General features: G+C 48.6%; 23 protein-coding genes and 1 pseudogene. 10 read left to right on the plus strand and 14 right to left on the minus strand.

Annotated elements, in window-relative coordinates; genetic code table 11:
• Positions 1-44: 44 nt before the first annotated feature.
• Positions 45-2,138 carry a hypothetical protein gene (locus C2M34_RS14350; RefSeq protein WP_105259146.1) on the plus strand — a complete coding sequence of 698 codons (2,094 nt, stop codon included), beginning with the start codon at positions 45-47 and terminating at the stop codon, positions 2,136-2,138.
• An 81-nt stretch (positions 2,139-2,219) separates the two neighbouring features.
• Here C2M34_RS14350 and C2M34_RS14355 read toward each other — a convergent pair whose 3' ends face one another.
• The 7 genes and pseudogenes from C2M34_RS14355 to C2M34_RS14385 all read right to left on the minus strand — a co-directional run bounded on the left by C2M34_RS14355 (position 2,220) and on the right by C2M34_RS14385 (position 9,773).
• Positions 2,220-2,993, minus strand: coding sequence for an SDR family oxidoreductase (locus tag C2M34_RS14355; RefSeq protein WP_105199013.1), 774 nt, complete (start codon positions 2,991-2,993; stop codon positions 2,220-2,222).
• 2 nt (positions 2,994-2,995) lie between these two features.
• A complete protein-coding gene (gene mmsB, locus C2M34_RS14360; protein ID WP_105199014.1) occupies positions 2,996-3,883 on the minus strand; it encodes a 3-hydroxyisobutyrate dehydrogenase in 888 nt (295 codons plus the stop codon).
• 9 nt (positions 3,884-3,892) lie between these two features.
• Positions 3,893-5,026 (minus strand): enoyl-CoA hydratase/isomerase family protein, encoded by a 1,134-nt coding sequence (locus C2M34_RS14365; RefSeq protein WP_105259147.1) that lies wholly within the window; start codon positions 5,024-5,026, stop codon positions 3,893-3,895.
• The gene (locus C2M34_RS14370; protein ID WP_105259148.1) at positions 5,026-5,802 is read right to left on the minus strand and encodes an enoyl-CoA hydratase; all 777 of its coding nucleotides are present in this window, start codon (positions 5,800-5,802) and stop codon (positions 5,026-5,028) included. Before C2M34_RS14370 ends, C2M34_RS14365 begins: the two co-directional genes overlap by 1 nt.
• A 9-nt stretch (positions 5,803-5,811) precedes the next feature.
• On the minus strand, positions 5,812-6,969 hold the full coding sequence (locus C2M34_RS14375; RefSeq protein ID WP_105215907.1) for an acyl-CoA dehydrogenase family protein: 1,158 nt from the start codon (positions 6,967-6,969) through the stop codon (positions 5,812-5,814).
• 58 nt (positions 6,970-7,027) lie between these two features.
• A pseudogene (locus C2M34_RS14380) lies at positions 7,028-8,517 on the minus strand (CoA-acylating methylmalonate-semialdehyde dehydrogenase).
• A gap of 62 nt (positions 8,518-8,579) precedes the next feature.
• Positions 8,580-9,773, minus strand: coding sequence for a thiolase family protein (locus C2M34_RS14385; protein ID WP_105199019.1), 1,194 nt, complete (start codon positions 9,771-9,773; stop codon positions 8,580-8,582).
• A 293-nt stretch (positions 9,774-10,066) separates the two neighbouring features.
• Here C2M34_RS14385 and C2M34_RS14390 point away from each other — a divergent pair, with 293 nt between their 5' ends.
• The 9 genes from C2M34_RS14390 (at position 10,067) to C2M34_RS14430 (ending at position 21,468) form a co-directional block, all read left to right on the plus strand.
• A complete protein-coding gene (locus tag C2M34_RS14390) occupies positions 10,067-10,483 on the plus strand; it encodes a MerR family transcriptional regulator (protein WP_105199020.1) in 417 nt (138 codons plus the stop codon).
• A 5-nt stretch (positions 10,484-10,488) separates the two neighbouring features.
• The gene (locus C2M34_RS14395; RefSeq protein WP_105189734.1) at positions 10,489-11,664 is read left to right on the plus strand and encodes an isovaleryl-CoA dehydrogenase; all 1,176 of its coding nucleotides are present in this window, start codon (positions 10,489-10,491) and stop codon (positions 11,662-11,664) included.
• A gap of 8 nt (positions 11,665-11,672) precedes the next feature.
• Entirely contained in the window at positions 11,673-13,280 is a 1,608-nt protein-coding gene (locus C2M34_RS14400; protein WP_105215902.1) for a carboxyl transferase domain-containing protein, read from the plus strand.
• Positions 13,281-13,288: 8 nt separating this feature from the next.
• The gene (locus C2M34_RS14405; protein ID WP_105215900.1) at positions 13,289-14,065 is read left to right on the plus strand and encodes an enoyl-CoA hydratase-related protein; all 777 of its coding nucleotides are present in this window, start codon (positions 13,289-13,291) and stop codon (positions 14,063-14,065) included.
• A 3-nt stretch (positions 14,066-14,068) separates the two neighbouring features.
• Positions 14,069-16,033 (plus strand): acetyl/propionyl/methylcrotonyl-CoA carboxylase subunit alpha, encoded by a 1,965-nt coding sequence (locus C2M34_RS14410; RefSeq protein WP_105259149.1) that lies wholly within the window; start codon positions 14,069-14,071, stop codon positions 16,031-16,033.
• Positions 16,033-16,944, plus strand: coding sequence for a hydroxymethylglutaryl-CoA lyase (locus C2M34_RS14415; protein ID WP_199878805.1), 912 nt, complete (start codon positions 16,033-16,035; stop codon positions 16,942-16,944). The genes C2M34_RS14410 and C2M34_RS14415 overlap by 1 nt, the downstream gene beginning before the upstream one ends.
• Positions 16,945-16,962: 18 nt before the next feature.
• The gene (locus C2M34_RS14420; protein WP_105199023.1) at positions 16,963-17,664 is read left to right on the plus strand and encodes a CoA transferase subunit A; all 702 of its coding nucleotides are present in this window, start codon (positions 16,963-16,965) and stop codon (positions 17,662-17,664) included.
• 10 nt (positions 17,665-17,674) lie between these two features.
• Positions 17,675-18,334, plus strand: a complete 660-nt coding sequence (locus C2M34_RS14425) for a CoA transferase subunit B (RefSeq protein ID WP_105199024.1) — start codon at positions 17,675-17,677, stop codon at positions 18,332-18,334.
• 350 nt (positions 18,335-18,684) lie between these two features.
• Complete coding sequence (locus C2M34_RS14430; RefSeq protein WP_105259151.1) at positions 18,685-21,468, plus strand: M16 family metallopeptidase; 2,784 nt, start codon at positions 18,685-18,687, stop codon at positions 21,466-21,468.
• A 415-nt stretch (positions 21,469-21,883) separates the two neighbouring features.
• Here the strand turns inward: C2M34_RS14430 and C2M34_RS14435 are convergent, their stop codons facing one another.
• The 7 genes from C2M34_RS14435 to C2M34_RS14465 all read right to left on the minus strand — a co-directional run bounded on the left by C2M34_RS14435 (position 21,884) and on the right by C2M34_RS14465 (position 25,834).
• Positions 21,884-22,591, minus strand: a complete 708-nt coding sequence (locus C2M34_RS14435) for a DUF6544 family protein (protein WP_105259152.1) — start codon at positions 22,589-22,591, stop codon at positions 21,884-21,886.
• 527 nt (positions 22,592-23,118) lie between these two features.
• Complete coding sequence (locus C2M34_RS14440) at positions 23,119-23,565, minus strand: hypothetical protein (RefSeq protein WP_105259153.1); 447 nt, start codon at positions 23,563-23,565, stop codon at positions 23,119-23,121.
• Between the two features lie 123 nt (positions 23,566-23,688).
• On the minus strand, positions 23,689-23,907 hold the full coding sequence (locus tag C2M34_RS14445) for a DUF6500 family protein (RefSeq protein WP_105199027.1): 219 nt from the start codon (positions 23,905-23,907) through the stop codon (positions 23,689-23,691).
• Between the two features lie 82 nt (positions 23,908-23,989).
• Positions 23,990-24,403, minus strand: coding sequence for a hypothetical protein (locus tag C2M34_RS14450; RefSeq protein ID WP_105259154.1), 414 nt, complete (start codon positions 24,401-24,403; stop codon positions 23,990-23,992).
• Between the two features lie 138 nt (positions 24,404-24,541).
• Positions 24,542-24,808 (minus strand): hypothetical protein, encoded by a 267-nt coding sequence (locus C2M34_RS14455; protein WP_105199028.1) that lies wholly within the window; start codon positions 24,806-24,808, stop codon positions 24,542-24,544.
• 104 nt (positions 24,809-24,912) lie between these two features.
• Positions 24,913-25,227, minus strand: coding sequence for a hypothetical protein (locus tag C2M34_RS14460; protein ID WP_105259155.1), 315 nt, complete (start codon positions 25,225-25,227; stop codon positions 24,913-24,915).
• A 136-nt stretch (positions 25,228-25,363) separates the two neighbouring features.
• On the minus strand, positions 25,364-25,834 hold the full coding sequence (locus C2M34_RS14465) for a GNAT family N-acetyltransferase (RefSeq protein ID WP_105259156.1): 471 nt from the start codon (positions 25,832-25,834) through the stop codon (positions 25,364-25,366).
• Positions 25,835-25,844: the final 10 nt, after the last annotated feature.

Here is a 25,844-nt window from a genome sequence, read left to right on the forward strand (position 1 = left end):
CCCTTGCCCTTTGGGTACACAGCTTCGCTAGATGGTGATTCCTGATGAAATATAGACTAACGCTTGCCAGTGCCATAGTGCTCTCGCTCATAGGCATCATATATACTGCTAAGGATGATCTAACGGCATCTAACGCAACGCAAACGAATTCAGCGCTCGCTGCTACCGTTAACCAGTCGGAGCAAACGCTAAAAAAACTAGGTAACCAGCGTCGAAAAAATCTAGAAGGACTGGTGAGCTTCAGTAAACAATGCTCATCCGTATCTCGTGACTTTAAGAAGCAAATTACCTTAGCTCAAGAAGATGTTATACGAGAGATAGAAGTAGAACTAACTGCCGGTAAAAGCTACTTTGAGGTCTATCTTAGTAACAACCGTCCCACTCTTGTGTATTTCAGAAGCTATAACGACCTTATAAAGCAGGCCGCAAACAATGTGGCTAAGCAAAACTTTGAGGTCGTAACCTCATTGCGTCATCTTGATAACATGCATGGGATAACCCTGCTCGCAGGACTGGATAGGAATAAGATAAAAGAGTTGCAAACACACCTGGATAAGCTCGATGGGAATGTTCGGCTTACCATGAATTTAGGTTTGAAAGATAATATAACGCCATCGGATATCGCTGAACTTAAGCGCAACGACAAGCAATTCAATACCTACCTAGAGTCACCGCTAAATATAACTGGCGACCTGCCAATATCTCCCTCAATTCTTTTTGTATTGGCGGCAACGCAAATCCCGTTCGAAGAATTTAAAGACCAGCTCAATGGACTTAGCTTCACTGTAAATGACCTGGCAGCTGCGATTGTTTATGATATCCCCATTACCTATATCGATGAACTGATTAAGCACACCAAGCAGATACACCAAGCACCTCTTTATCCCAATATAGAAACTACTTATATAGCGAACCTGGCCGATTTAGCGGCTTACCATCACAATGTTCCTGTACTGCGGGCGCTAGCAAAACATGGCGTCACACCTACGAACCAAGACGAGTTACTAACCGGATTAGATCTGGCTATCCACAACCTCCCTCAGACTAAAGAAGAGCTTGCAGAAAACCAAACTCGCTATATAGATACAATCATATATCTTGTACAAAATGGTTATTCCGCCCATGGCACATTGGAGCAAGACCGTAATGGGCGAACTTGGGTGAGATATGGCACCCCCTTAGTATTTGGCCCCTATATAGGCAAATACTTGGATAATGCGCCTAGGTTAGCAAAAGCAATGGAATCAATAACATTACTTCCTGTTAAAGAACACCAAGCTGGTAACAGCGATAAGCATGCTTTAAATGCAGCAATCAACAAGTTAAATATGCAAATACACGCATTTAGAGACCGCGAAACAAAATGCGCCCGCGTTAACGATGAGATTAGAACAGCCAAAGGTTTAATATCCTATCGTGAAATTAGAAATACGGTTGAACAAGCAAGGAATACGATGGCTGAGGTGGAGGCTAGTTTGCATGCTATAGACCCTGCATTAGTTAATCACTATCTGAGCAGCCTCTCTTTCGAGGCCAACAGGAATGAAAACAATACCTCAGATACTGACCTGCGTAATTTGCTAAACGCGCAGGATAACTCACAGCTGACAGATTATGTGAGCACCACTGCACTGAGCCAACATCAAACCGACATGTTATTTCGTTCACTAGTATTCAACCCGCAAAAGTACGCCCTTGCCTGGCAAAATCGAGTGGAGCCGCTCCCCCCAAGCTCTGTTGTTCTACTTATTCAAAATTCGCTACCTAGATTAGTGAACCTTGCTGACATGGGTTTAAATCTAAATATCAGAGACGCTGAAGGGTTTGATTTATATATGCACAGCGCACGTCATAACAGTGATGCACTTAAGTTTCTTGTCGACAATGACATCCCCGTATCGACAGGGCATTATGGTCTCGATGTGTTAGATCTTCTTTTAGACGAAAGTTATAGCAATGGAAAACTGAATGAAAACCTTAAGTTAGTCTTGCCAAAAATTACTGCGATTGAACCAAGCCACTTAGCAAGAGCACAACGATTAAGGATTTACAAACCCAGCGTTTATAGCCAGCTCGTACAACTAGATAAGCGATTGGAAACTACAGAGAATATGCCGATTAATAATGTTATTTATTAACGCTAACCCTGACAGACAACAAAAAAGAGAAGCGAGGTTTTATCAACTTTGCTTCTCTTTTTTTAGACTTAAATAAGGCGATTACAAACGAATACCGCCGTCGATTTCAACCACACGCCCGGTGAAGAAATCGTTTTCAAAGATATACTTGGCGGTATGGGCGATTTCCTCGGCTTCACCAAGACGACCAACCGGCTTCATCTTCACCAAGCGCTCTTTCGCTTCAGGCTTCATGGCATCCGTCATCTTGGTACGAATAACGCCTGGGGCAATGGCGCCCACGCGAATACCAAAACGACCCAGCTCTTTGGCCCAGCTGGTCGTCATGGCGACCACGCCAGATTTAGCCGCAGAATAGTTGGTCTGACCCATGTTACCGGCACGAGCCACACTGCTCATGTTGATAATCACGCCACCCTCGCCGCTTTCAACCATGTGTACCGCAGCTTCACGGCCACAAAGGAAAACACCGGTAAGGTTAACGTCAATAACAGACTGGAATTGCGCCAGTGACATCTTATCAACCACCTTGCCTTCTTTGGCCTTGATAAACAGACCGTCGCGCAGAATACCGGCATTATTGATAAGGCCATGAATGGCACCAAAGTCTTGAGCGATAGCGGCAAAAGTTGCTTCCACTTCCTGCTCAACACTGACGTTGGCTACATAGGCTTTAATTTTTGCATCCGCATTGGTACTGGCCTGACGTAAATGCGTCACGGCTTCATCCAACAGAGCACTGTCCATATCGATCAGGGCCAACTGGGCGCCTTGCTCGGCAGCCATTTGCGCCATGGCTAGACCCAAGCCCTGGGCACCACCGGTGACAACTATGGTTTTATTATTTAAATCCATGCTTATTTCTTCTCAAATAGGGTAAAAATAGCGCTGAAGTCTTTCGCTCCCGCCCCTTGGTTTTGCAACAGGGTGTAGAGGTTTTTGCTAAGCGCACCAAGTGGTGTTACCGAGCCTGAGTTTTGCGCCGCTTCCAGCGCCAGACCCAGGTCTTTAGCCATCAAATCAACCATAAAGCCCGGCTGATACTGGTTGCTTGAAGGCACAGAATCAATCACACCCGGACATGGGTTATACAGCTCTAATGTCCAGTTACGGCCTGAGCTATTAAGCATGATTTCGGATAACACCTTAGGATCAAGGCCGTGATTAATACCCATTTGCAGGGCTTCACTGGTTCCCGCCATCAAGATACTCAACAGCATATTGTTACAGATTTTAGCCACTTGTCCGGCGCCAATGGCACCGGCATGGAAAATATTCTTACCCATGTTTTGCAAAATCGGCTCAACCGCGTCGAAATGTTCCTGCGCGCCACCGACGATAAAGGTTAAAGTACCCGCCGCGGCACCTGCTACGCCACCTGAAACCGGCGCGTCAACAAAGGCAATGCCCTTGTCCATTAGCGCTTCGCCAAGGCTCTTGGCACTGGCCGCATCTATGGTTGAGCAGTCGATCACGATTGCATCGTCACCAAGATGGTTAATTAAGCCATCTTCGCCTAAATAAAGTGATTGCACATGCTTGGCCGCTGGCAGCATGCTGATCACAAAATTCGCGCCCTGGGCGACATCATTGGCATTCTTACACGCCGTTGCCCCTTCCTCTGCCAACTGGCTGACCACATGCTGGTTTAAATCAAATACTTGCACTTGGTGGCCGGCGGCAATCAGGTTACGCGCCATTGGCGCGCCCATATTACCCAGGCCGATAAATCCTATTTTAGCCATGCCTTTCTCCTAAGCTAAGCTTGCCAACGGGTGGCTCTCACCCATGGGTGCAAAAAATCGTTCAATTACATCCGCAGGCACACTCTCTAAAGTGGGGTATTGCCACTTGGGTGCCATGTCTTTATCTATCAAGAGTGCACGAACGCCCTCTTGGAATTCCCCCACCTCGCAGCAGGCCACCGACATGCCCAATTCCATTTGGAAACAGGCTTTAAGGGATAAACCCTGAGCGCGTTTAAGCTGTTCGAACACCAGATGCGCGCTAAGCGGGCAACCGTGTTTCAGGGTTTTAATGGCCTTGGCGAGCCATTTATCGTCGGTTTCGATAGCGCTCAGGTAATCCACCTTGGCTGCCAGAGTGTCAAACTCGGCAAGCTTAGTGATAACTGCCTGATGCTTACGCAGGCCACCTTTTTCCATCGCCTTAGACTCGCTTTCGAATTTCTTCAGAAGCTGAGTCAACTTATCGTGGTTAAGGGCTGAAACCTGGCCCCAGCTTTGCTCACACAAGGTGCTTAGCAGCTCGACAAAGCGCTCGCTGTCGATACTGTGATCCGCCAAACTGGCGAAACGAGCATCATCGGCATTCATTAGCGCCCCGGTTAGGCCGAGGAACAAACCCACCTGGTCCGGCGCTTTTTGTAAGAAATAGCTGCCGCCCACATCCGGGTATAAGCCTATGGTGATTTCCGGCATGGCGAGCTTAGAGCGTTCGGTGACCACGCGGTGACTGGCGCCGGCCATCAGACCCATGCCGCCACCCATGATAAAGCCATCACCCCACTCGATGATCGGCTTGTCATAGCAGTGGATGGCATAGTCCAGACGGTATTCTTCGCTAAAGAAAGTCTTACCATAGTCTTTGGGCTCACCCGTGGCCATAGCGCGGTGCAGGCTGACCACATCGCCGCCGGCACAAAAGGCTTTTTCGCCGGCGCCCTTGATGATCACCAGGGCAACCTCGTCATCGCTCTGCCACTTGGTCAGCTGCTCGTCGAGCAGGCGGATCATATTCAGGTTTAAGGCATTGAGTGCTTTTGGCACATTTAAGGTAGCAAGGGCGATTTTTGCGCCATTGCTACACTGAGCCAGCTCAAACACCACCTCTGATTCTGGGTTATTGAGAGGGATCAGTGTATCCATTAGCCGTTCACCCAGTTCGCTTTGCGTTTTTCCAAGAAGGCATTTACACCCTCTTTTTGGTCTTGGGTGTCGAACAACTTCACAAACAGTTCACGCTCAAGCGGCAGTGCACTGGTGATATCGCCGTGACGACCTTTTTGAATCAGTTCCTTACAGTAGCTCACCGCTACAGGGCTTTGGTCGCCCACTTGCTCAGCAAGGGCCATGGCTTTATCAAGGGCACCACCTGTGGCTACCACTTCTTCTACCAGACCGATTTCTTTGGCCTTGTCGGCTTTAATGCGCTCGCCGCACAGGATCATGCGCTTGGCCCAGCCTTCGCCCACCAGCCATGACAGGTTCTGCGTACCACCGGCACAAGGAAGCAGACCCACCTTGGCTTCCGGCAGTGCCATTTGTGCTTGCTCTTCGGCAATACGGATATCACAGGCCAGGGCCACTTCCAGACCACCGCCCATGGCATAACCATTGATAGCGGCAATCGACACACCGCGGAAATTGCTTAGCGCTTCAAAGGCGGCGCCAAATACTTGTGACATCTGCGCCGCAACGCCCTTGTCACCACTGGCGAATACATTTAGGTCGGCGCCGGCAGAGAAAAACTTCTCACCCTCGCCTGTCAGTACCAAGGCAAAGATGTCTTTATCGGCGTTAAGGGCTTCAACCTGCTCTTTAAGGCTGATTAGCGTTTGTTCAGTCCAGGTGTTTGCCGGCGGATTACTCATGGTAAAGACGGCAATGTGCCCTTTTTTTTCTAGTTGAATTTGTGCTGACATAACTTCCTCCTAAAGAATTTCGTTCACTTCATCGGCCAGAATGCGTCTAGCAACGATCAAGCGCATGATTTCGTTCGTACCTTCGAGAATTTGGTGAACACGTACATCACGCAGATGACGCTCAAGCGGGTATTCTTTGATGTAACCGTAACCACCGTGGATCTGCAGTGCATCATCACACACCTTCACGCCCACATCGGTCGCAAAACGCTTGGCCATGGCGCAATAGGCTGTTTTTTCGCTATCACCACTGTCCAGTTTAAAGGCCGCCAGGCGAACCATTTGACGTGCTGCCACCAAGTCGGTGTTCATATCCGCCAATTTAAATTGCAATGCCTGGAATGCCGCCAGCGGCTTACCGAACTGCTCACGCTCTTTAAGGTAGGCTTTCGCCGTGTTCAAGGCTTGTTGTGCGGTACCGATTGAACAGGTGGCGATATTAATACGGCCACCATCCAGGCCCTGCATAGCAAACTTAAAGCCTTCACCTTCGTTACCTAATAGGTGATCGGCCGGAATACGTACGTTTTCAAAGGTAACCAGGCGAGTCGGCTGGGCGTTCCAGCCCATTTTCTCTTCCGCTTTACCATAGCTGATACCTTCCGCGTCTGCAGGTACCACAAAGGCGCTAATGCCTTTGGGGCCTTCTTCACCGGTGCGGGCCATAACCACCAGCACTTCTGTGCTGCCGGCGCCGGAGATAAACATTTTTGAACCCGTGATGTAGTAATGGTCACCATCACGTACGGCCTTGGTTTTAAGTGAGGCCGCATCCGAGCCGCTGCCTGGCTCGGTTAAACAATATGAGGCCAGTTTTTCACCGGTTACCAATTCTGGGCAATAGATGTCTTTCGCCGCTTGGGTACCGAAACTTGCTACCATCCAGGTCGCCATATTGTGAATGGTCAACATTGCCGTGGTGGCGGTACAGCCTTTGGCCAGCTGCTCAAAAATGATGCTTGAGTCTAGGCGAGAAAGACCTAAACCACCGGCTTCTTCCGGGGTGTAAAGGGAACAAAAGCCAAGCTCACCGGCTTTTTGAATGGTTTCTTTGGGGAAAATATGTTCCTGATCCCACTTTGCTGCAAAAGGGGCTAGTTCCTGGCTGGCGAAACGCTCGGCCATATCGGCAAAGGCCAGTTGATCTTCACTAAGATTAAAGTCCATAACACACTCTCTTGTACTACATGCTTATCGGGCCGCTCCTTGGCGACCCGTAAAGAAATTATTTAAGGTGAATACTCATGTTTGGTCCACTTACCACGTCGTCTTCAAACCAACGCGCAGTAATGGTCTTGGTCTCGGTATAGAAACGGACACCCTGCTTACCATAGGTATGCTGGTCGCCGTAGAACGAGCCTTTCCAACCGGTGAACGAGAAGAATGGCAATGGCACAGGGATTGGTACGTTCACACCAACCTGACCTACTTCGATATGGTGCTGGAACTTACGTGCCGCAGCGCCGCTGGCGGTAAAGATAGAAGTACCGTTACCGTATGGGTTGTCATTGATAAGGGCAATGGCTTCGTCCAGGGTATCTACAAACACACAGCACAATACCGGACCGAAGATTTCTTCGCGGTAAATCGCCATCTCAGGCGTGACATTGGTGAACAGCGTAGGTCCAACCCAGTTACCTTCTTCATAGCCTTCAACGGTGAAGTCAGAGCCATCAAGCAGACAGTCGGCGCCTTCTTGCTTACCTTGGGCAATTAGCGACAGGATACGTTGCTTCGCGGCGATGGTTGTTTGCGGACCATAGGCTGAGTCAGCTTGGTCCCAAGGACCTGGCTTAACCACACTTAGTGCATCTTTAAGCTCATCAACCCAGTCTTTCGCACTGCCAACGAATACGGCTACCGAAATACCCATACAACGCTGACCGGCAGCACCTACCGATGAACCAACCAGGTTATTGATGACGTTTTGCTTGTGCGCATCTGGCATGACGACCATGTGGTTTTTTGCACCCACACAGCATTGCACGCGTTTTAGGTTTGCCGTGCCCTTGTCATAAATGTACTGACCAACACCAAAGAACCTACGAATGAAATCGCACGGATATCCGGATGCTCTAGTAGCTGATCTACCTGACCCTTGGTGCCGTGAACTACCTGCAATACGCCCTTAGGTGCACCGGCCTCTTCGAAAAGCTCGACTAAGCGCATCGGCGTTAGCGGGTCTTGCTCAGACGGCTTCAATACGAAGGTGTTACCGCATACTATAGCCAGTGGGAACATCCACAATGGGATCATCGCCGGGAAGTTAAAGGGTGTTACACCGGCACACACGCCTAACGGCTGGATAAGTGAATAGGTGTCGATATTACGTGCCACGTTAGACACGGTTTCACCCATCATGTTCGATGGTGCGTTGGCTGCTTGCTCAACCACTTCGATACCACGCCATACGTCGCCCTTGGCATCCTCAAAGGTTTTACCAAGCTCATGACAGATAATGGTGGCCAGCTCGTCGTGGTGGTCTTTTAGCAACTGAGCGTAACGCATCATGATGCGCGCACGCTCACTTACCGGTACTTCTTTCCAGGTTTGGAAGGCTTCTTTGGCCGAAGCAATGGCTTCAGTTACTTCTGCTTCGGTGGCCATAGGCACTTGTGCAAGTACTTCCTGGTTAGCCGGGTTTACTACGTCTAACCACTGAGATGTTTCAGATTGGCGCATTTCGCCGCCGATATATAATGGTACCTTGTGCATAATACAGGTCTCCCCAAATTGACTGCGCGCCCGGAATTTTAGTTATACGGGCGCTGAAAAAATTAAAGTGCTTCGACTGCCAAGGCCACGGCTTCGCCGCCACCGATACATAAAGAAGCAACACCACGGCGTTTGCCCTGGTTACGCAATGCGTGAATAAGTGTGGTCAGGATACGTGCGCCACTTGCACCGATTGGGTGACCCAGAGCACAGGCACCACCATTGACGTTCACCTTGTCTTTATTCAGACCCATTTCATTAATGGCCAACATGGTTACCATGGCAAAGGCTTCGTTGATTTCCCACAGATCCACGTCATCCGTGCTCCACTCTAGTTTAGCCAGTAGTTTCTCCATGGCGCCCACAGGGGCAATGGTGAATTCCGCTGGTAAACGCGAATGCGTGCTATGACCGCTGATACGGGCGATAGGTGCAAGACCTAATTTCTGTGCCTGCGCATAGCTCATTACTACTAAGGCCGAGGCACCATCAGAAATTGACGATGAGTTAGCCGCAGTAATGGTGCCGTCTTTTTTAAATGCCGGGCGAAGTGAAGGAATTTTATCTGGGCGGGCATTACCAGGTTGCTCATCGGTATCAACTACCAGGTCGCCTTTGCGCGTGCTGATGGTATGGGCAACAACTTCGTTGCTGAATGCACCGCTGCCGATAGCCTTGTTGGCTTTTTCCAATGACGCTACGGCAAACTCGTCCATTTGCTCACGGGTAATGTCGTATTGATCCGCCGTAGCCTGGGCAAAACAACCCATGGCCAGGTTATCGTACGCATCTTCAAGACCATCCATCATCATATGGTCTTTTACTTCACCGTGACCCATGCGCATGCCGCCACGAGCCTTAGGTAGCATATAAGGCGAGTTAGACATGCTTTCCATGCCACCAGCCACTACGCTGTTTACGCTGCCAGCTTTAATAAGGTCATGCGCCAACATAACGGCTTTAAGACCAGAGCCACACACCTTATTAATGGTGGTCGCACCGGTGTGCTTGTCCATACCAGCCTTAAGCATAGCCTGACGCGCCGGCGCCTGACCCAGACCCGCAGGCAGAACACAGCCCATAATGACTTCATCGATCTCACTTGGGTTAATATTCACACTCTCGAGCGCGCCTTTAATAGCAGTGGCACCAAGTTCGGTGGCACTTGCGCCGCTCAAGGCGCCCATAAAACCGCCCATGGCGGTACGCTTTGCACTGACAATTACAATGTCGTTATCGTTTAACTGTGAGCTCATATTCGGGTCTCCATAATCAATTTCACTTGAGCATACATAAAATTTACGTTTACGCCAACGTCAATTAGATAAGTTTAAACTGTACACTTTGTGAGCTGTAAACTTATCTAACCAGCCTCACCCCCCCTGTTAAAACACCCTCACCTTTTTCTCAAGGCCAATAATAACCTGCGCTTGAGCTCATATTTGTGTTTTTGTACCTCTCCTAAAGAGAGTTGAAATCCAGCTTTACCTTTACGTAAACTTCACTTATATTGGTGTTAATATTTTGTAGTAGATAAGACTAAATAACGATGACTGAGCAAAGCCAAAGCCCCAACGAGCAAATGGAACAGACTTTCTCCATCAGCGATCTGGCAAAAGAATTCGATATCACCACCCGCAGTATTCGTTTCTACGAAGACCAGGGACTGATCATGCCACGTCGTAACGGCCAAACCCGCATTTACTCAAAACGCGATAAGGTCCGTTTAAAGCTGATCTTACGAGGCAAACGCTTAGGCTTTAGCCTTGCCGAAACCGGCCGTTTGTTCGAGCTTTACGACGCCGACAAATCCAGCGCCAAACAGTTAGTCACTATGTTAGACCTTATCGAAGAGAAAAAAGCACACTTAATACAGCAAATGGACGACATTAAAGTCGTACTAATGGAACTCGTAACGGCCGAAAAACGCTGCCGTGAAACTCTCTCACATTTACAACAGGATTAATCATCATGAGTACTATCTCTCTATATAAAGAGCTTAACTTTGGCCTAGGCGAAACCGCCGACATGATCCGCGCCCACGTTAATAGCTTTGCCAGTGCCGAGATCGCGCCTTTAGCAGAGCAAACCGATGAACAGAATATGTTTCCTAACGAGCTGTGGACCAAGTTTGGTGATATGGGCCTGTTAGGCATGACGGTTAGCGAGGAGTTCGGCGGTGCCGGTCTGGGTTACCTTGAGCACGTAATTGCCATGGAAGAGATCAGCCGTGCCAGCGCCTCTATTGGTCTGAGCTATGGTGCTCACTCTAACCTGTGTGTAAACCAAATCTTCCGTAACGGTAATGAAGAACAAAAAGCAAAATACCTGCCTAAACTGATCAGCGGTGAGCACATTGGTGCCCTGGCCATGAGTGAGCCAGGTGCGGGTTCTGACGTGGTTTCTATGCGCTTAAAAGCAGAGAAAAAAGGCGACCACTATATCCTTAACGGCAATAAAATGTGGATCACTAACGGTCCGGATGCCCACACCTATGTAATTTACGCCAAAACAGACGCTAACGCCGGCCCTAAAGGCATCACCGCCTTTATCGTTGAACGTGACACCCCGGGATTCACGCAAGCGCAAAAGCTAGACAAACTAGGTATGCGCGGTTCAAACACCTGTGAGCTGGTATTCGAAAACTGTGCGGTTCCAGAAGAAAACATCCTGGGTAACCTAAACGAAGGCGTTAAGGTGTTGATGAGTGGCCTTGATTACGAGCGCGTGGTTCTCTCTGGTGGTTCACTGGGCATTATGCAGGCTTGTATGGATGTGGTTGTGCCTTATATCCATGAGCGTAAGCAATTCGACACGCCTATCGGCCAATTCCAACTTATCCAAGGTAAGATCGCCGACATGTACACGCAAATGAATGCCGCACGTTCATACGTGTACACCGTAGCCCGCGCTTGTGACCGTGGTGAAACCACACGTAAAGATGCCGCTGCGGTTATCCTTTACGCTGCCGAGCTGGCAACCAAGATGGCCCTGGATGCGATTCAAATCCTAGGCGGTAACGGTTATATCAACGAATACCCTACAGGCCGTCTATTGCGCGATGCCAAATTGTATGAAATCGGTGCCGGTACGTCTGAAATTCGTCGTATGTTGATCGGCCGCGAACTGTTCAGCGAAAGCCGCTAAGGTGTTGTATGACCATTCTATCTTCAAGCATAAACCCTAAGGACCCGCAGTTCGCCGTCAATGACGAAGCGATGCGTGCCCTGGTTCAAGACCTGCATGACAAGGCGGCCACCCTGCGCGGTGGCGGCGGACCTAAATATGTAGAACGTCACCAAAGTCGCGGCAAGTTATTTGTGCGCGACCGTATAGAACACTTGCTCGATGAAGGCTCACCCTTTTTAGAGATTGGCCAATTCGCCGCGTTTGGCGTGTATGAGCAAGACATTCCCTGTGCTGGCGTTGTCGCCGGTATCGGCCGCGTTCAAGGCGTTGAGTGCATGATAGTGGCTAACGACGCCACGGTTAAGGGCGGTACCTACTTCCCACTGACGGTGAAAAAACACCTGCGCGCTCAGGAAATTGCCGAGCGCTGTCACCTGCCCTGTATTTATCTTGTGGACTCGGGCGGTGCGAACCTGCCGGAGCAGGACGAGGTATTCCCGGACAAGCTGCACTTCGGTCGCATCTTCTTTAACCAGGCGCGCATGTCGGCCAAAGGCATAGCGCAAATCGCCGTGGTCATGGGCCTGTGTACGGCAGGCGGTGCCTATGTACCGGCCATGGCCGATGAAAGCATTATCGTTAAAGAGCAAGGCACCATCTTCTTGGCCGGTCCACCGCTGGTTAAAGCGGCCACAGGTGAAGAAGTAAGCGCCGAAGACTTGGGCGGTGCGGATGTGCACTGTAAGGTGTCCGGTGTGGCGGATCACTATGCCGATAACGACGAGCATGCGTTGTCTATCGCCCGTCAGTGTATTGCCCGTTTAAATCATGTGCGCCCACTTGCGCCCGTGTTAAACGAGGTGAAAGCACCGCGTTACGATATTCATGAGCTTTACGGCATTGTCGGCAGCGACCTGAAAAAGAGCTTCGATGTACGCGAAGTTATCGCCCGTATCGTCGATGATTCATCCTTTGATGAATTTAAACGTTACTTTGGTGAGACCCTGGTAACTGGCTTTGCCCATATCTACGGTCACCCGGTTGGTATTGTTGCCAACAATGGCGTGTTATTCAGTGAGTCGGCGCAAAAAGGTGCTCACTTTATTCAGCTGTGTGCCAAGCGCAACATCCCACTGATTTTCTTACAGAACATCACCGGCTTTATGGTTGGTCAGAAATATGAAGCCGAAGGCATTGCCAAACACGGCGCCAAAATGGTGACCGCGGTTTCTTGTGCCGAAGTGCCTAAATTTACCGTGTTGATCGGTGGCTCATACGGCGCCGGTAACTACGGCATGTGTGGTCGCGCCTACGATCCAACCATGATGTGGATGTGGCCTAACGCCCGTATCTCGGTCATGGGTGGTGAGCAAGCCGCCGGCGTACTGGCTCAGGTGAAACAAGATGGTCTTGCCCGTCAGGGTCAATCCATGAGCGATGAGCAAGTGGCCGAGTTTAAAAAGCCGATCGTTGAGCAGTATGAGCGTCAGGGTCACCCCTACTACGCCAGTGCGCGCCTCTGGGATGACGGCATTATCGACCCAGCGGATACCCGCTCGGTTCTCGGTTTAGCCCTTGAGGCGGCTGCCAACGCACCACAAAAAGACACCGAGTTCGGTGTGTTTAGAATGTAGGAGGCGCTATGTCAGTTACACTCAATATTAGTAAAAGCCGTATCGCCACACTGACTCTGCAGCGCGTCGAAAAGCACAATGCCTTTGACGATGCGCTAATCAGCGAAATGATCCGCTTAATCGAGCATGCAAGCACACTTGATATTCGTGCCTTGGTGCTTAATAGCGAAGGCAAACACTTCTCCGCGGGTGCCGATCTGAATTGGATGAAATCCATGAAAGACAACTCCTTTGAGGACAACGTCGCCGACTCGCTTGAGCTTGCCAAACTCATGCATGTGCTGCACACCTGCCCGCACCCAACCATTTGTTTAGTGCAAGGCGCAGCCTTTGGTGGAGCCCTGGGTCTAATCGCCAGTTGTGACATTGCTCTTGCCAACCCGACTGCCAAATTCTGTTTGTCAGAGGTAAAACTTGGCCTGATCCCGGCTGTGATCAGCCCGTATGTGATCAAAGCCATCGGCGAGCGCAATGCCAGACGTTACTTCTTAACCGCTGAGGTCTTTAACGCCGATAAAGCGCACGCCATGGGACTGATCCACGAAGTGTGTGAAGACCTGCAAGCGGAATGTGACAAATTCCTCGATATCATTACCGACAACGGTCCCATGGCCGTTAAAGCAGCGAAGAACTTAATTAATGACGTTGCCGGTAAAGACATAGATGCCGACCTGCGCCATTTAACCGCCGAGCGCATTGCCGCCATTCGCGTAAGCGACGAAGGGCAAGCGGGCTTAAACGCGTTTTTCAATAAACAAGCGCCGGCTTGGCAACAACAAGGATAACTCATGCTAAAACGAATTCTTATTGCCAACCGAGGTGAAATCGCCTGTCGCGTTATTCGCAGCGCCAAAATGCTGGGCATGCACACCATTGCCGTCTATTCCGACGCCGATGCCAATGCTCAGCACGTACAAATGGCCGACAGCGCCTATCACATAGGCCCGGCACCGAGTAAGTCGTCTTACTTGGATATGGACAAGCTGTTTGCCGTTGCCGAACAGGCCGGCGCCGACTGCATTCACCCGGGTTATGGCTTCCTCTCTGAAAATGAGGCCTTTGCCGCAAAGTGCGAGCAAAAAGGCATTACCTTTATTGGTCCCTACGCCAAAAGCATCGAAGCCATGGGTTCAAAAACCCGCGCCAAAGAGATTATGGCTGGCGCCAACGTGCCTTTGGTACCTGGCTATTACGGTGACAACCAAGACCCGACTTTCCTCAGCGATGAGGCCGATAAAATCGGTTACCCTGTACTTATCAAGGCCGCTTATGGCGGTGGTGGTAAGGGCATGCGCGTAGTACGGGATAAGAAAGACTTTATCAGTGCCCTAGAAGGTGCCAAGCGTGAAGCTATCAGCAGCTTTGGTAATGATCTGGTGTTGATTGAGCGTTATGTCGATAATCCGCGTCACGTGGAAGTACAAGTATTTGCCGATAAACACGGTAACTGCGTGTACTTGGGCGACCGCGACTGCTCATTGCAGCGCCGCCACCAAAAAGTGATTGAAGAAGCCCCTGCTCCCGGTCTTAGCGACGCCATGCGTAAAAGCATGGGGGAAGCGGCGGTACGCTGTGCTCAAGCCATCGATTATGTGGGTGCTGGTACGGTTGAGTTCCTGCTGTGTGGCGAGGAATTCTTCTTTATGGAAATGAATACCCGCTTGCAGGTAGAGCACCCAGTTACCGAAATGGTCACGGACGTGGACCTGGTGCAATGGCAAATCGCCACTGCCGGTGGTGACACCCTGCCTCTGACCCAAGAGCAAGTAAAAATCACAGGTCACAGCTTTGAAGCCCGTTTATACGCCGAAGACCCAAGCGAGCAGTTTATGCCTTCAAGCGGACGTCTGACGCATTTACGCTTCCCTGAGCAAAATGCGAACGTGCGTATTGATACAGGTGTTACCTGTGGAGATGAGATCAGCTCATTCTACGACCCCATGGTTGCCAAGCTGATCGTCAAAGGCGATAACCGAGCGCAGGCGCTGTCACTGTTAGAGCGCTCACTACGTCATACCTATGTCGGCGGCGTTAAAGCCAATACCGGCTTCTTAGTAGCCCTGTGCGAGTCACAGCCGCTGCAAGATGCCACCATGGACACCCACTTTATCGACAATAACTGTGACAGCCTGACTCAGGCGCCACAGGCCGATGTTCATGCGTTAGCCATGGCTGCCTGGGTGTACTATTGTCATCTACAGGGTACCAGCAAGGCCCCGGCTGCAACTTCGCCGTGGCAGAGCTTATCTGGCTTTAAACTAAACTCCATCAACGAGATCACCGTACCGCTGGCGGATCATCAGCTGGTGTTACATGTGACATCTACCGGAATTAAAGTCGATATCGATGGCCAAGGCCATAGCTTGAGCGGTGAGTATCAAGGTCAAGGCCACTATGTTGCCGTGGTCGATGGTCAGCGCCTAAGCGCCGATGCACAAATCGATGACGAAGCACTGAGCATTATGTATCAAGGTGCCCAGTATGACTTTGCCCTGACTTCTAAGCATTATGTCGGCGCCGAGCAAAGCGGTGGCGATGCCCTGGCAGCACCTATGAACGGCACTGTGGTAAAACACCTGCTGGATATTGGCACCGAGGTAAAACAAGGCGATGCCATAGTGGTGATGGAAGCCATGAAGATGGAATATACCCTTAATGCGCCATTTGATGGCGTGCTTAGCAGTTATTGCTATGGCGAGGGCGAATTGGTCAGCCATGGTGCCCTGCTTGCTATCGTTGAGGAGCAAGAATAATGGCCTTTCCACAACAGGTGCGTATCGTTGAGGTAGGTGCTCGTGATGGCCTGCAAAACGAGAGCAATGTCAGCCTTGAAGACAAGGTGACCTTGATCAACAACCTGGCCAAGGCGGGATTAAAGCATATTGAGGGCGGAGCTTTTGTATCGCCTAAATGGGTACCACAAATGGCGGACTCCAGTGCGGTGTTTGCCGCTATTGAGCGCCATGATGATGTGTTGCTCAGTGCCTTGACGCCAAATTTAAAAGGCGCGGAATTGGCATTGGCAGCCGACGTTGGCGAGTTTGCTATTTTCACCGCCGCCAGCGAGGCCTTTACGCAAAAGAACATCAATTGTTCAATCAGTGAAAGCATTGAGCGCTTCCGCCCTGTGGTAGAGCTTGCCAAGGCAAACAACATCAAGGTACGCGGCTATGTCAGCTGCGTTCTCGGTTGCCCTTACCAGGGCGCGGTGGCGCCTGAGCAAGTGCTTGAGGTGTGTAAACAATTGTTGGCTTTGGGCTGCTACGAGGTCAGTCTCGGCGATACCATAGGCGTGGGTACGGCCAATGAGGTGGAGCAATTGCTTGACCTGCTGCTTAAACACCTGGATGCCAGCCAGTTGGCGGTGCATTTCCACGATACCTATGGCCAGGCCATCAGTAACATCTATGCCGCCTTAAAAATGGGCATTAGCACGGTAGACAGTGCGGTTGCAGGCCTTGGTGGCTGCCCTTATGCCAAGGGTGCGTCAGGAAATGTTGCCACCGAAGATGTGGTCTATCTACTGCAAAAGCTTGGCATAGACACAGGAATTGATTTAAAAACACTGGCCCAAGCAGGCGCGACCATTTGTAAGGCGCTAAACAAGCATCCACAGAGCAAGGTGGCCAACGCCATACTTGCCGATTGTGACCAAGAACAATAAACCTAGGAGTGCTTAGACATGTCCGGATTCGATAAAGTAGTAACAAGTTATGCCGACGCCATGGCAGGACTAAAAGACGGCGATACCATTATTGCCGGTGGTTTTGGGCTGTGCGGCATCCCCGAAGGCCTAATTGCCGAGATTAAGCGCATGGGTACCACAGATCTTACCGTGGTTTCAAACAACTGTGGTGTTGATGATTTCGGTTTAGGTGTGCTGCTTCAAGATAAACAAATCAAGAAGGTCATCGCCTCTTATGTGGGTGAAAACGCATTATTTGAAAAACAGTTGCTTGACGGCGAGCTGGAAGTAGAGCTTACGCCTCAGGGCACACTGGCAGAGAAAATGCGCGCCGGCGGCGCTGGTATCCCAGCATTTTACACCGCCACAGGCTACGGTACGCCAGTTGCCGAAGGTAAAGAAGTAAAAGAATTTGACGGTCGTCCCTATATTCTTGAAGAGTCTGTTACCGGTGAATTTGCCATTGTGAAAGCGTGGAAAGCAGACCGTTACGGTAACCTGGTATTTCGCCACACGGCGATGAACTTCAACCCTATGGCCGCCACTGCCGGTAAGATCACCGTGGCCGAGGTAGAAGAAATCGTTGAGCCGGGTGAATTAGAGCCAAGCCAAATTCACACCCCGGGCATTTATGTAAACCGCGTTATCAAGGGCAACTTTGAAAAACGCATTGAACGCGTTACCACACGTAAAGCCTAAGGAGATTAAAATGTCATTAAACCGTGAACAAATTGCTCAACGTGTTGCCAAAGAATTGGCTGACGGCTATTACGTGAACCTGGGTATCGGTATCCCTACTCTGGTTGCCAACTATGTACCAGAAGGCATTGAAGTCATGCTGCAGTCGGAAAACGGCCTGCTGGGTATGGGTCCTTACCCAACCGAAGACGAGCTTGATGCAGACATGATCAATGCGGGTAAAGAAACCGTTACAGCAGCTAAGGGTGCAGCAATTTTTAATAGTGCCGATAGCTTTGCCATGATCCGTGGTGGTCATGTAGACTTGACCGTCTTAGGTGCATTTGAAGTTGATCAGCACGGCAATATTGCCTCGTGGATGATCCCGAAGAAGTTAATTAAAGGCATGGGTGGCGCAATGGACTTGGTTGCCGGCGCGAAGAACATTATCGTTACCATGACCCATGCCAGTAAACACGGCGATTCTAAGTTACTAGAAGAATGCTCACTGCCTCTTACCGGCGTGAATTGTGTGAAGAAAATAGTAACAGACTTGGCCGTGTTAGAAGTCAAAGACGGCGCTTTCCATTTGCTAGAGCGCGCCCCGGGTGTTAGTGTTGATGAAATCATCAGTAAAACAGCGGGTAAACTCATCGTCGAAGGCGATGTACCAGAAATGAGCTTTGACTAACGGATAGCTTGGGAGCCCTCCCACAGCATACCCGTAAATGTACCGTCCTCATTCCCAGTGCTAGTTGGCACTGTGTTACCCAAAACCCCTCTTTTGAGGGGTTTTTTTTCGCCACTATTACGCATAATTCAGCCATTAAACATTTACTTACATATTTTTTACGGCAGATTATCGCGTTCAATTTAACCGTTCCGAATATAGTGGTAGATTAGCGGTGGATAATACCAATTCTGTTATGTATGTGATCATATATAGCGCTGGGTAAATCATGATATTTAGCCCGTTAGAATAATTAGCTATTTAAGTGAATTGGTATAAATAGGACACCAACAATTTTAATAAGGATCTCCATGAATAAGATGACCCTCAGTGCCCTTAGCGTGGCAGTGATGATTTCCCTTAGCGGCTGCTCGGCCACCAGCGATACGCAAACCTCGGCAAAGCAACAAGTTGCACAAAATGCCGCTAACCTGCCTTTCGTTGATATCAAATATGATTCATTTACCCTGGATAACGGCCTTAAGGTTATCGTCCACACCGACCGCAAGGCTCCTATCGTTGCGGTCAATGTTTGGTATGACGTGGGTGCTAAAAATGAAAATGTTGGCAAAACGGGTTTCGCCCATTTGTTTGAACACCTGATGTTTAATGGCACAGAGAACTACGACGACGAATATTTCGGTCCCTTTGAGCGTGCCGGTGCCACAGAGCAAAACGGTACTACAAACTCAGACAGAACCAACTACTTCCAAAACGTGCCTACCCCAGCAATCGATATGGCACTGTGGATGGAATCTGAGCGTATGGGTCATCTGCTTGGTGCCATTACCCAAGAAAAACTCGATGAGCAACGCGGCGTAGTACAAAACGAAAAGCGCCAAGGTGAAAGCCAGCCTTACGGCAGCATGTGGGACAATATCTGGAGCAACACCTTCCCTCAAGGTCACCCTTATTCCTGGTCTGTGATCGGCTCCATGGAAGACTTGAACGCGGCGTCACTAGACGACGTACACCAGTGGTTTAAAGACTACTACGGCCCGAATAACGCGGTACTTGTGCTTGCCGGTGATATAGATGTTGACACGGCAAAAGAAAAAGTTGCTAAGTACTTTGGCGATATTAAGCCGGGTAAACCCGTTGCCAAGCTAGAAAAATGGATCGCCAAACGTGACGAGCAAACCCGTTTAGTAATGCAAGACCGCGTGCCGGCATCGCGTATCCTCAAGGTTTGGAACACGGCGGAAAAAGGCAGTGTGGAAGGCGAATACTTGTCGCTACTGAGCGATGTGCTCGCCGGTGGCAAGAACTCACGCCTTTACCAGCGCCTGGTGTATAAGGAACAACTGGCTTCAAGCGTCTTTGCTTTTAACTATCAACGTACCCTTGCCGGTCAGTTAATGATAGGCGCCGATGCCCTGGATAAAGCCAATATCGATAAGATTGAACAGATCATCGATGAAGAGGTAGCCCGTATTATCGCTGAGGGCCCAACGGCCGCAGAGCTAAGCCGCATTAAATTTGCCAATGCCGCTGGCTGGGTAAAGAATGTGGAAGGCGTGGGTGGCTTTGGCGGTAAGTCAGATGTATTAGCGTCCGGCGCCGTTTATCATAACGACCCTGCCTATTATAAAGAGGCCTTTGCCATTACCGCCAATGCAACACCGAGCGATATCCAAATGGTGGCAAGCAAATGGTTAAGCAGCGGTGACTTTGTGCTGACCGTTCACCCCTTTGCCGAGCTGAGCGCCAGCGAGCAAGGTGTGGATCGCAGCACAGGTGTACCAAGCGCCGGCGACGTCCCTGCCCTTGATTTGCCAAGCGTTGACACCTTTACCCTAAGCAATGGCTTAGAAGTGGTACTGGCTAAACGCAGCGACACCCCGGTTATCAACATACGTTTAGACTTTGCCGGCGGTACCGCAACCGACGCCAATGATAAGCCTGGCGTTGCCAACTTTGCCGCCAACATGCTTGATGAAGGCGCAGGCTCGCGCGATGCACTGCAACTGGCCGCCGAGCTCGAATCTTTAGGTGCGTCTATCTCGGCCAATGCCGGATTGGATAAAACCTCAGTGATGATGTCGGCCATGACCACCAACTGGCAGCCAAGCCTGGCACTGTTTGCCGATGTACTACAAAAGCCACGCTTCGCTGACAGCGATATAGAGCGTGTGCGTAAGCTGCTGCTTCAAGGTATTAAGCAGGAAAAAGCAAGCCCAAGCTCCAATGCTCTGCGCGTTTTACCGCCGCTGCTATACGGCGAAAACCACCCTTATGGTAAGCCGCTAACCGGATCAGGCACGGAGCAATCGGTAGCGCAAATCAGTCGTGATGACTTATTAGCCTTTACTTCGACCTGGTTACGTCCGGATCTGGGCCGTTTAGTAGTGGTTGGTGATATCGATAAAGCCGAACTACAAACATCCTTGGAAACGGCTTTGGCAAGCTGGGAAAAACCACAAACAGCGGCACCGAAACTTGATATCGCCGATGTGGCCATTCCTGAAAAAGCACGGGTCTTTGTATTGAACAAGCCTGAGTCGCCGCAGTCCTTGATCATCTCTGGCCTATTGGGTCCAAACAGCCAATCATTAAGCGCTCAGGATGAAGTAACCCTGGATATGATGAACACCATCATAGGCGGCAGCTTCACCTCGCGCATGAATATGAACCTGCGTGAAGATAAGGGTTGGTCGTATGGCGCGCGTACCATTTTAATGGATACCAAGGCGCAAAGCCCCTTCTTCGTTTACGCCCCGGTACAAACCGATAAAACCAAAGAGTCAATTCAAGAGATCTTGAAAGAGCTTAACGCTTATATTGGCAATAAACCGGCAACCGATGAAGAGCTGGCCAAGGTGGTATCGAATAAAACCGCTAAACTACCTGGTCGTTATGAGAAGAAGTGGTCGCTGCTTAACTCGCTAGCGGATGCCTACAGCAAAGACCGTGACGTAAACTATCTGGAAAATTACGCCGAGCTGGTTCGCAAGCCAGATACAAACACCCTGGCCGCCGAGGCGAAGAAGGTAATTAAACCTGAGCAACTGACCTGGGTGATCGTCGGTGATGTCGCCAAGATCAAAGAGCAAATCGAAAGCTTGAACCTAGGTGAAGTAACTTACCTGGATTAAGCTCTGAGTTTAATCTTAAAAAAACTAAGCCCCTGCCTATGCAGGGGCTTTTTTATGGGTCACTTATCTCGCTCTAAAAGTAGCTGCAGATTCCAGACTACCTACCAAACATGACCATCGAGAACCTGAAAATAGCCAGCGTAACCACCCAAGAAAGGCTCGGTAGCTGCTTTTACAATATTGGCACCAGCCTACTGAGCTTGCGATATTACTTCATCAACTTCAGACCGGGACATTACATTCTGGCCGACTGAAAACTCATGAACGCCGGGGTTCATCAAGGGCATGCCTGTATCATGTGCAACACTGCGTCTTAGCCAAAGCGCCTATTAAATACCCATTCTGTTTGCGACTATAGCTGGTTTGGCGGCTGTAACAATGGCCAGCAAGTAAACTTCTGAGGCTGGATTCTTCCCTAGCCTTTGTGCACCTCTTGCTGATCTTCCCCTGAAACTCTAAACACCTTGATAGAGACGATTTCCCCCTGCCAATATTCAAATGGCCCATCGGGCGTGTCCCATCGAACAGTTGCTCTTAGTGGGAGCCGCATACCTGCGATTTCTAGATACTCTTCAAATACCCCGACCCAAGGTTGGCGTCCGACACCCTCTCGCACACGCGTCTCACTGCGCGAACACATGATATCGCCGTGAGCATCGAAGATCAGATCAACATAGGTCTGTTCATTAGCAAACCAAACACGAACTGTATCTTCCTCTAACTCTTTAAAGTTCAAAGTGGAATTTTCAAAAAAAGCATTGGGACACCATGGCAGCTCAGCCAGATAACGCTGAATCTCACCTTGATCTATGCTCGGGCCCTGTGCACTGGCTACTGGAATAACTCCCCAGAGCTTGACCCCTAACTTTCCTCGCTGGCTCTGGTACGCATCTAACACTTTGACCCAAAGAAATGGAGCGAGCTTTACGCGTGCCGTCCACTCGAACTCCACGGCTTTCGCCGAAATAACTTGGGTGGCCTGAAACGGAGCCCAGGGCTTTTCCGGCCCCAATCTCATCCGCCCCTTTTGCGTAAGCTGCACAGCAAGCACACCAGCGGACTCGCCGGTAGTGTTTCTACGGGCGAATTTTAAAACTTGTTCTGGAAGCTGAAATTGAGTCATGGGGGCCAAACGCTCTTTTAAAGGGCAAGCAAAGCTTGCCACCTAGCTTAGGCTACACCTAAACCTTTGCCCCCTAAACATGAAAAATCAAGAATGGATGAAAATGCAGGGCGCTGCGAATCACATTTAAACGCCCTGACAAAATTAGCTTTTAGCCATATAACTTGGATTACCAGCCAAAAAGCTAGTATTGTCAAAGCTTGGTTTCCCGCATCTTAGCGCACAGTCTAACCTTGCTAAGCGCTGAAATTCAGCAGTAAGAAACAGCTTTATATGACAGTGGAGGTCTTGAGATTCATGTCTAAATACTGCAACCAAATTGTCCGGGCTTCCAGCGTCTTTATACACCTGGGCTAGGCGACATTGATATGCGCTTAATATCGGTTGTGATAACAGCGCATCACCCAGGTTCACAACCAGCCACTCACATTTTGCAGTCATAATATGTTGCCCAGTATTACCCTAAGCAGAAAAGTCATAACTGGCTAACATGTTAAGCGAAGTAAAATAAAGCGAAGGATTGTTCGTTATTGAATGGCCTTATTATGTTTCTCGGCGAATTCTTGCAAAAGCACTGAGTATGCTGATTGCATCTCAATGGTTTCACCATTTTCAATAACTTGGTAAGTATCATAAAGCCCGCCATGTGCATTTAGATAATCAATAACTTCAAGGTAAAAAGACTCTATAAGCTCCTTATCTCTGCTGTTTGTTGGTAGTTCAAGTTGAATTCCAACTATAGCAACCTTTGCAAATAAGTTACTTCGTAACGTACTTATAGCGCCATCGGTATCTTTTTCCTGTTCAAGTTTTTTTAAGGCATAAAGAAAAAAACGGCCATTATCCACATGCTCTTTCGTATATGACGCACCATTCATTTGAAATGTCATTACAGCCCCACTAAATAGGCCTGCTACAAAAACTAAAATAACAAAGAGACCAATGCCAACCCAGGTTGCAAATTTAGACTTCATCGAATTTTCCTTAAAATAGAAGACTGACAATAAACACCATACAATGCTTGATTAAAATTTTTCAAGCATAAATAAAACAAACAATTATTCCACCGCATCCAAAATTTAAATCTTCTGTGCCGATTACAAGCCATTTTTGATCATTTCTTTTATCTTCTTGGCTTTAACGAAATGATCTAATTTATGCGTTTGTATCCACCAAGTTGCCGCTTCCATAAGCTCCTCAGGGTTATCATTCTTATTCTTAAAAAATGCGTAAAAGGACAATCCAACTTGGTCACCTTTCGAAGCGATTTTCTTATCACAGATCTCAATTATTCTAGCTCTTAATTCTTGCCTCATTGAGTAAAATACAAACCTCTAAATCTGAAAGAAAAGCAACATCAGCCTAACACGCCGCATGTTGATTCATTTGCACACCTTGTTAGTTTTGAGCGTCCAAAGCTCGTTTTAAAGCTTCAGCATTTTTGCAGCCAATATAAACATATTTGCCATTACGCAGCTTTAACTTTAACGCCCTTCCTACCGATGCATTATACAACCAGCCATCACTCAGCATTCTGATACCTATACCTTGATACCACTTACTGTGATAAAGCGAGGCTTCCAGAATGTCTGCCACTGCCAATTTTTTACGCCAAAAGCCAAACCCGAAATACCAGCTCAATACCTTACCCTTGAGTTCAATTGTCATTGAATAGAAAAGAAGAGCAATCAAGCTGTTTATAGATAACGCAACTAATGTTCCGTAATTATTGCCGGAAACAAAAACGATATAAACACTGACTATAATTAAGATAATCAGCAATACCTTATTAAACTCCCTGCTATAGAACATAAATAACATTCCTTGATAGAGCTAACGCCGTAATAAAAGGCGCAAATAGCAGGCTATAATTGGCGACAAAGGAGCGCAAGCCATGCGTTTTGCGTCCATATCATTATTGACTTGTTATATGAATTTAAACCCAAAATACTATGAAAGTGCTGCGACAAATAAGACCACAAAAAACAAAATTACACATATAGCTAGAATATTTCCGATGATTGCCAGCGGCTTTGGCAATTTTGTAAATGAACCACCTGCCAGAAAATATCTTTTTGGATTGGAATTGACTAATCCAACCAGCTCATCTTTTTGGTGTTTATCAAGCTGAGAGAAATCTTTATTAACTTTTCGCGAATGACGAACCGCTTTTAATAAGATAAAACCAACGATTATTACGATGACGATTTCAATCATACTCAAGATTCATATAACGCTTCGCTAATTGGCTGCCGAAGCGCAGCGTAGGCAATCCCGTGAACGCCACGCTTTTTGTGGCCGAAACGAAATTTAGCAATTTGTTATATGTTTTTGCATTTGCTTTGTTCCTGGTTGCCACTTGCTTTTAGGTGAACGTCTTTAACCGAGGGGTTGGCATTTGCAAGTGCTACATAAACCTCAGTAACCATAACTGGGCCGGCACAATAATCAATGTCTAACGTTACCAATGAAAACCTTAGTTGTTTCAGCTTGCCTTCTAATTCTGCTGAGTTCAGCTCTTCATCCGAGCTGTTGATTGAATAGCTGGTTTCCTTTACAAAAATCGTGACTGACTCATCGGCAAGTACTTTGCCACTGATTACCAAAAGAAACACTAAAACCAGAATGTAACGCATAAATCCTCCAAAACGTATAACGCCGCATTAAGTGATGAGCAACGCAGACCACCTTACCGAAACCATTGTGACGTAAACACTAAATTTAAAGTAAACCCAAAATGCCAAGCGTTGGGAATCAGCCTTAAACGCTTTGTTAGCAATCAAACTTTAATACCATTGGAATATCAACCATTCCTTGCTGATTTCTGATGCCTTCTGTTCGTTTAAAACCAAAACGCAAATATACGTTTTCCGCATTTACCGCAGAGTTGACTGTAAAGGCACCGCTATTCCCGTTTTTTATTGCTTTTTCTTTAATCGTTTCCCACAGTTTTCGGGAAAGTCCGTTACCTTGAAAATTATCGTCTACGAATAGATGATACAAATGTGAGTTGTCTCGAACCCCCGCCACACCAACCACTTCATTATTCTCGGTTACCGCGACAACATAGTCATAGTTTGTAGACAGATATTTTTCGATATTTTCCTTTGACATTGAATCAAGCAAAATACTGTGTACAGACACATCACAAGTTGGGCAAACATATTTGTTTGTTAAAGGTAAAATCAATTCACTGATTGACTTCGCATCACTGATTTCTGCTTTTCTGATATGTATGCTCATTATTTATCCT

Origin of the sequence: Pseudoalteromonas sp. T1lg88 (assembly GCF_002964765.1) — a bacterium.
Classification (GTDB): Bacteria; Pseudomonadota; Gammaproteobacteria; order Enterobacterales; family Alteromonadaceae; genus Pseudoalteromonas.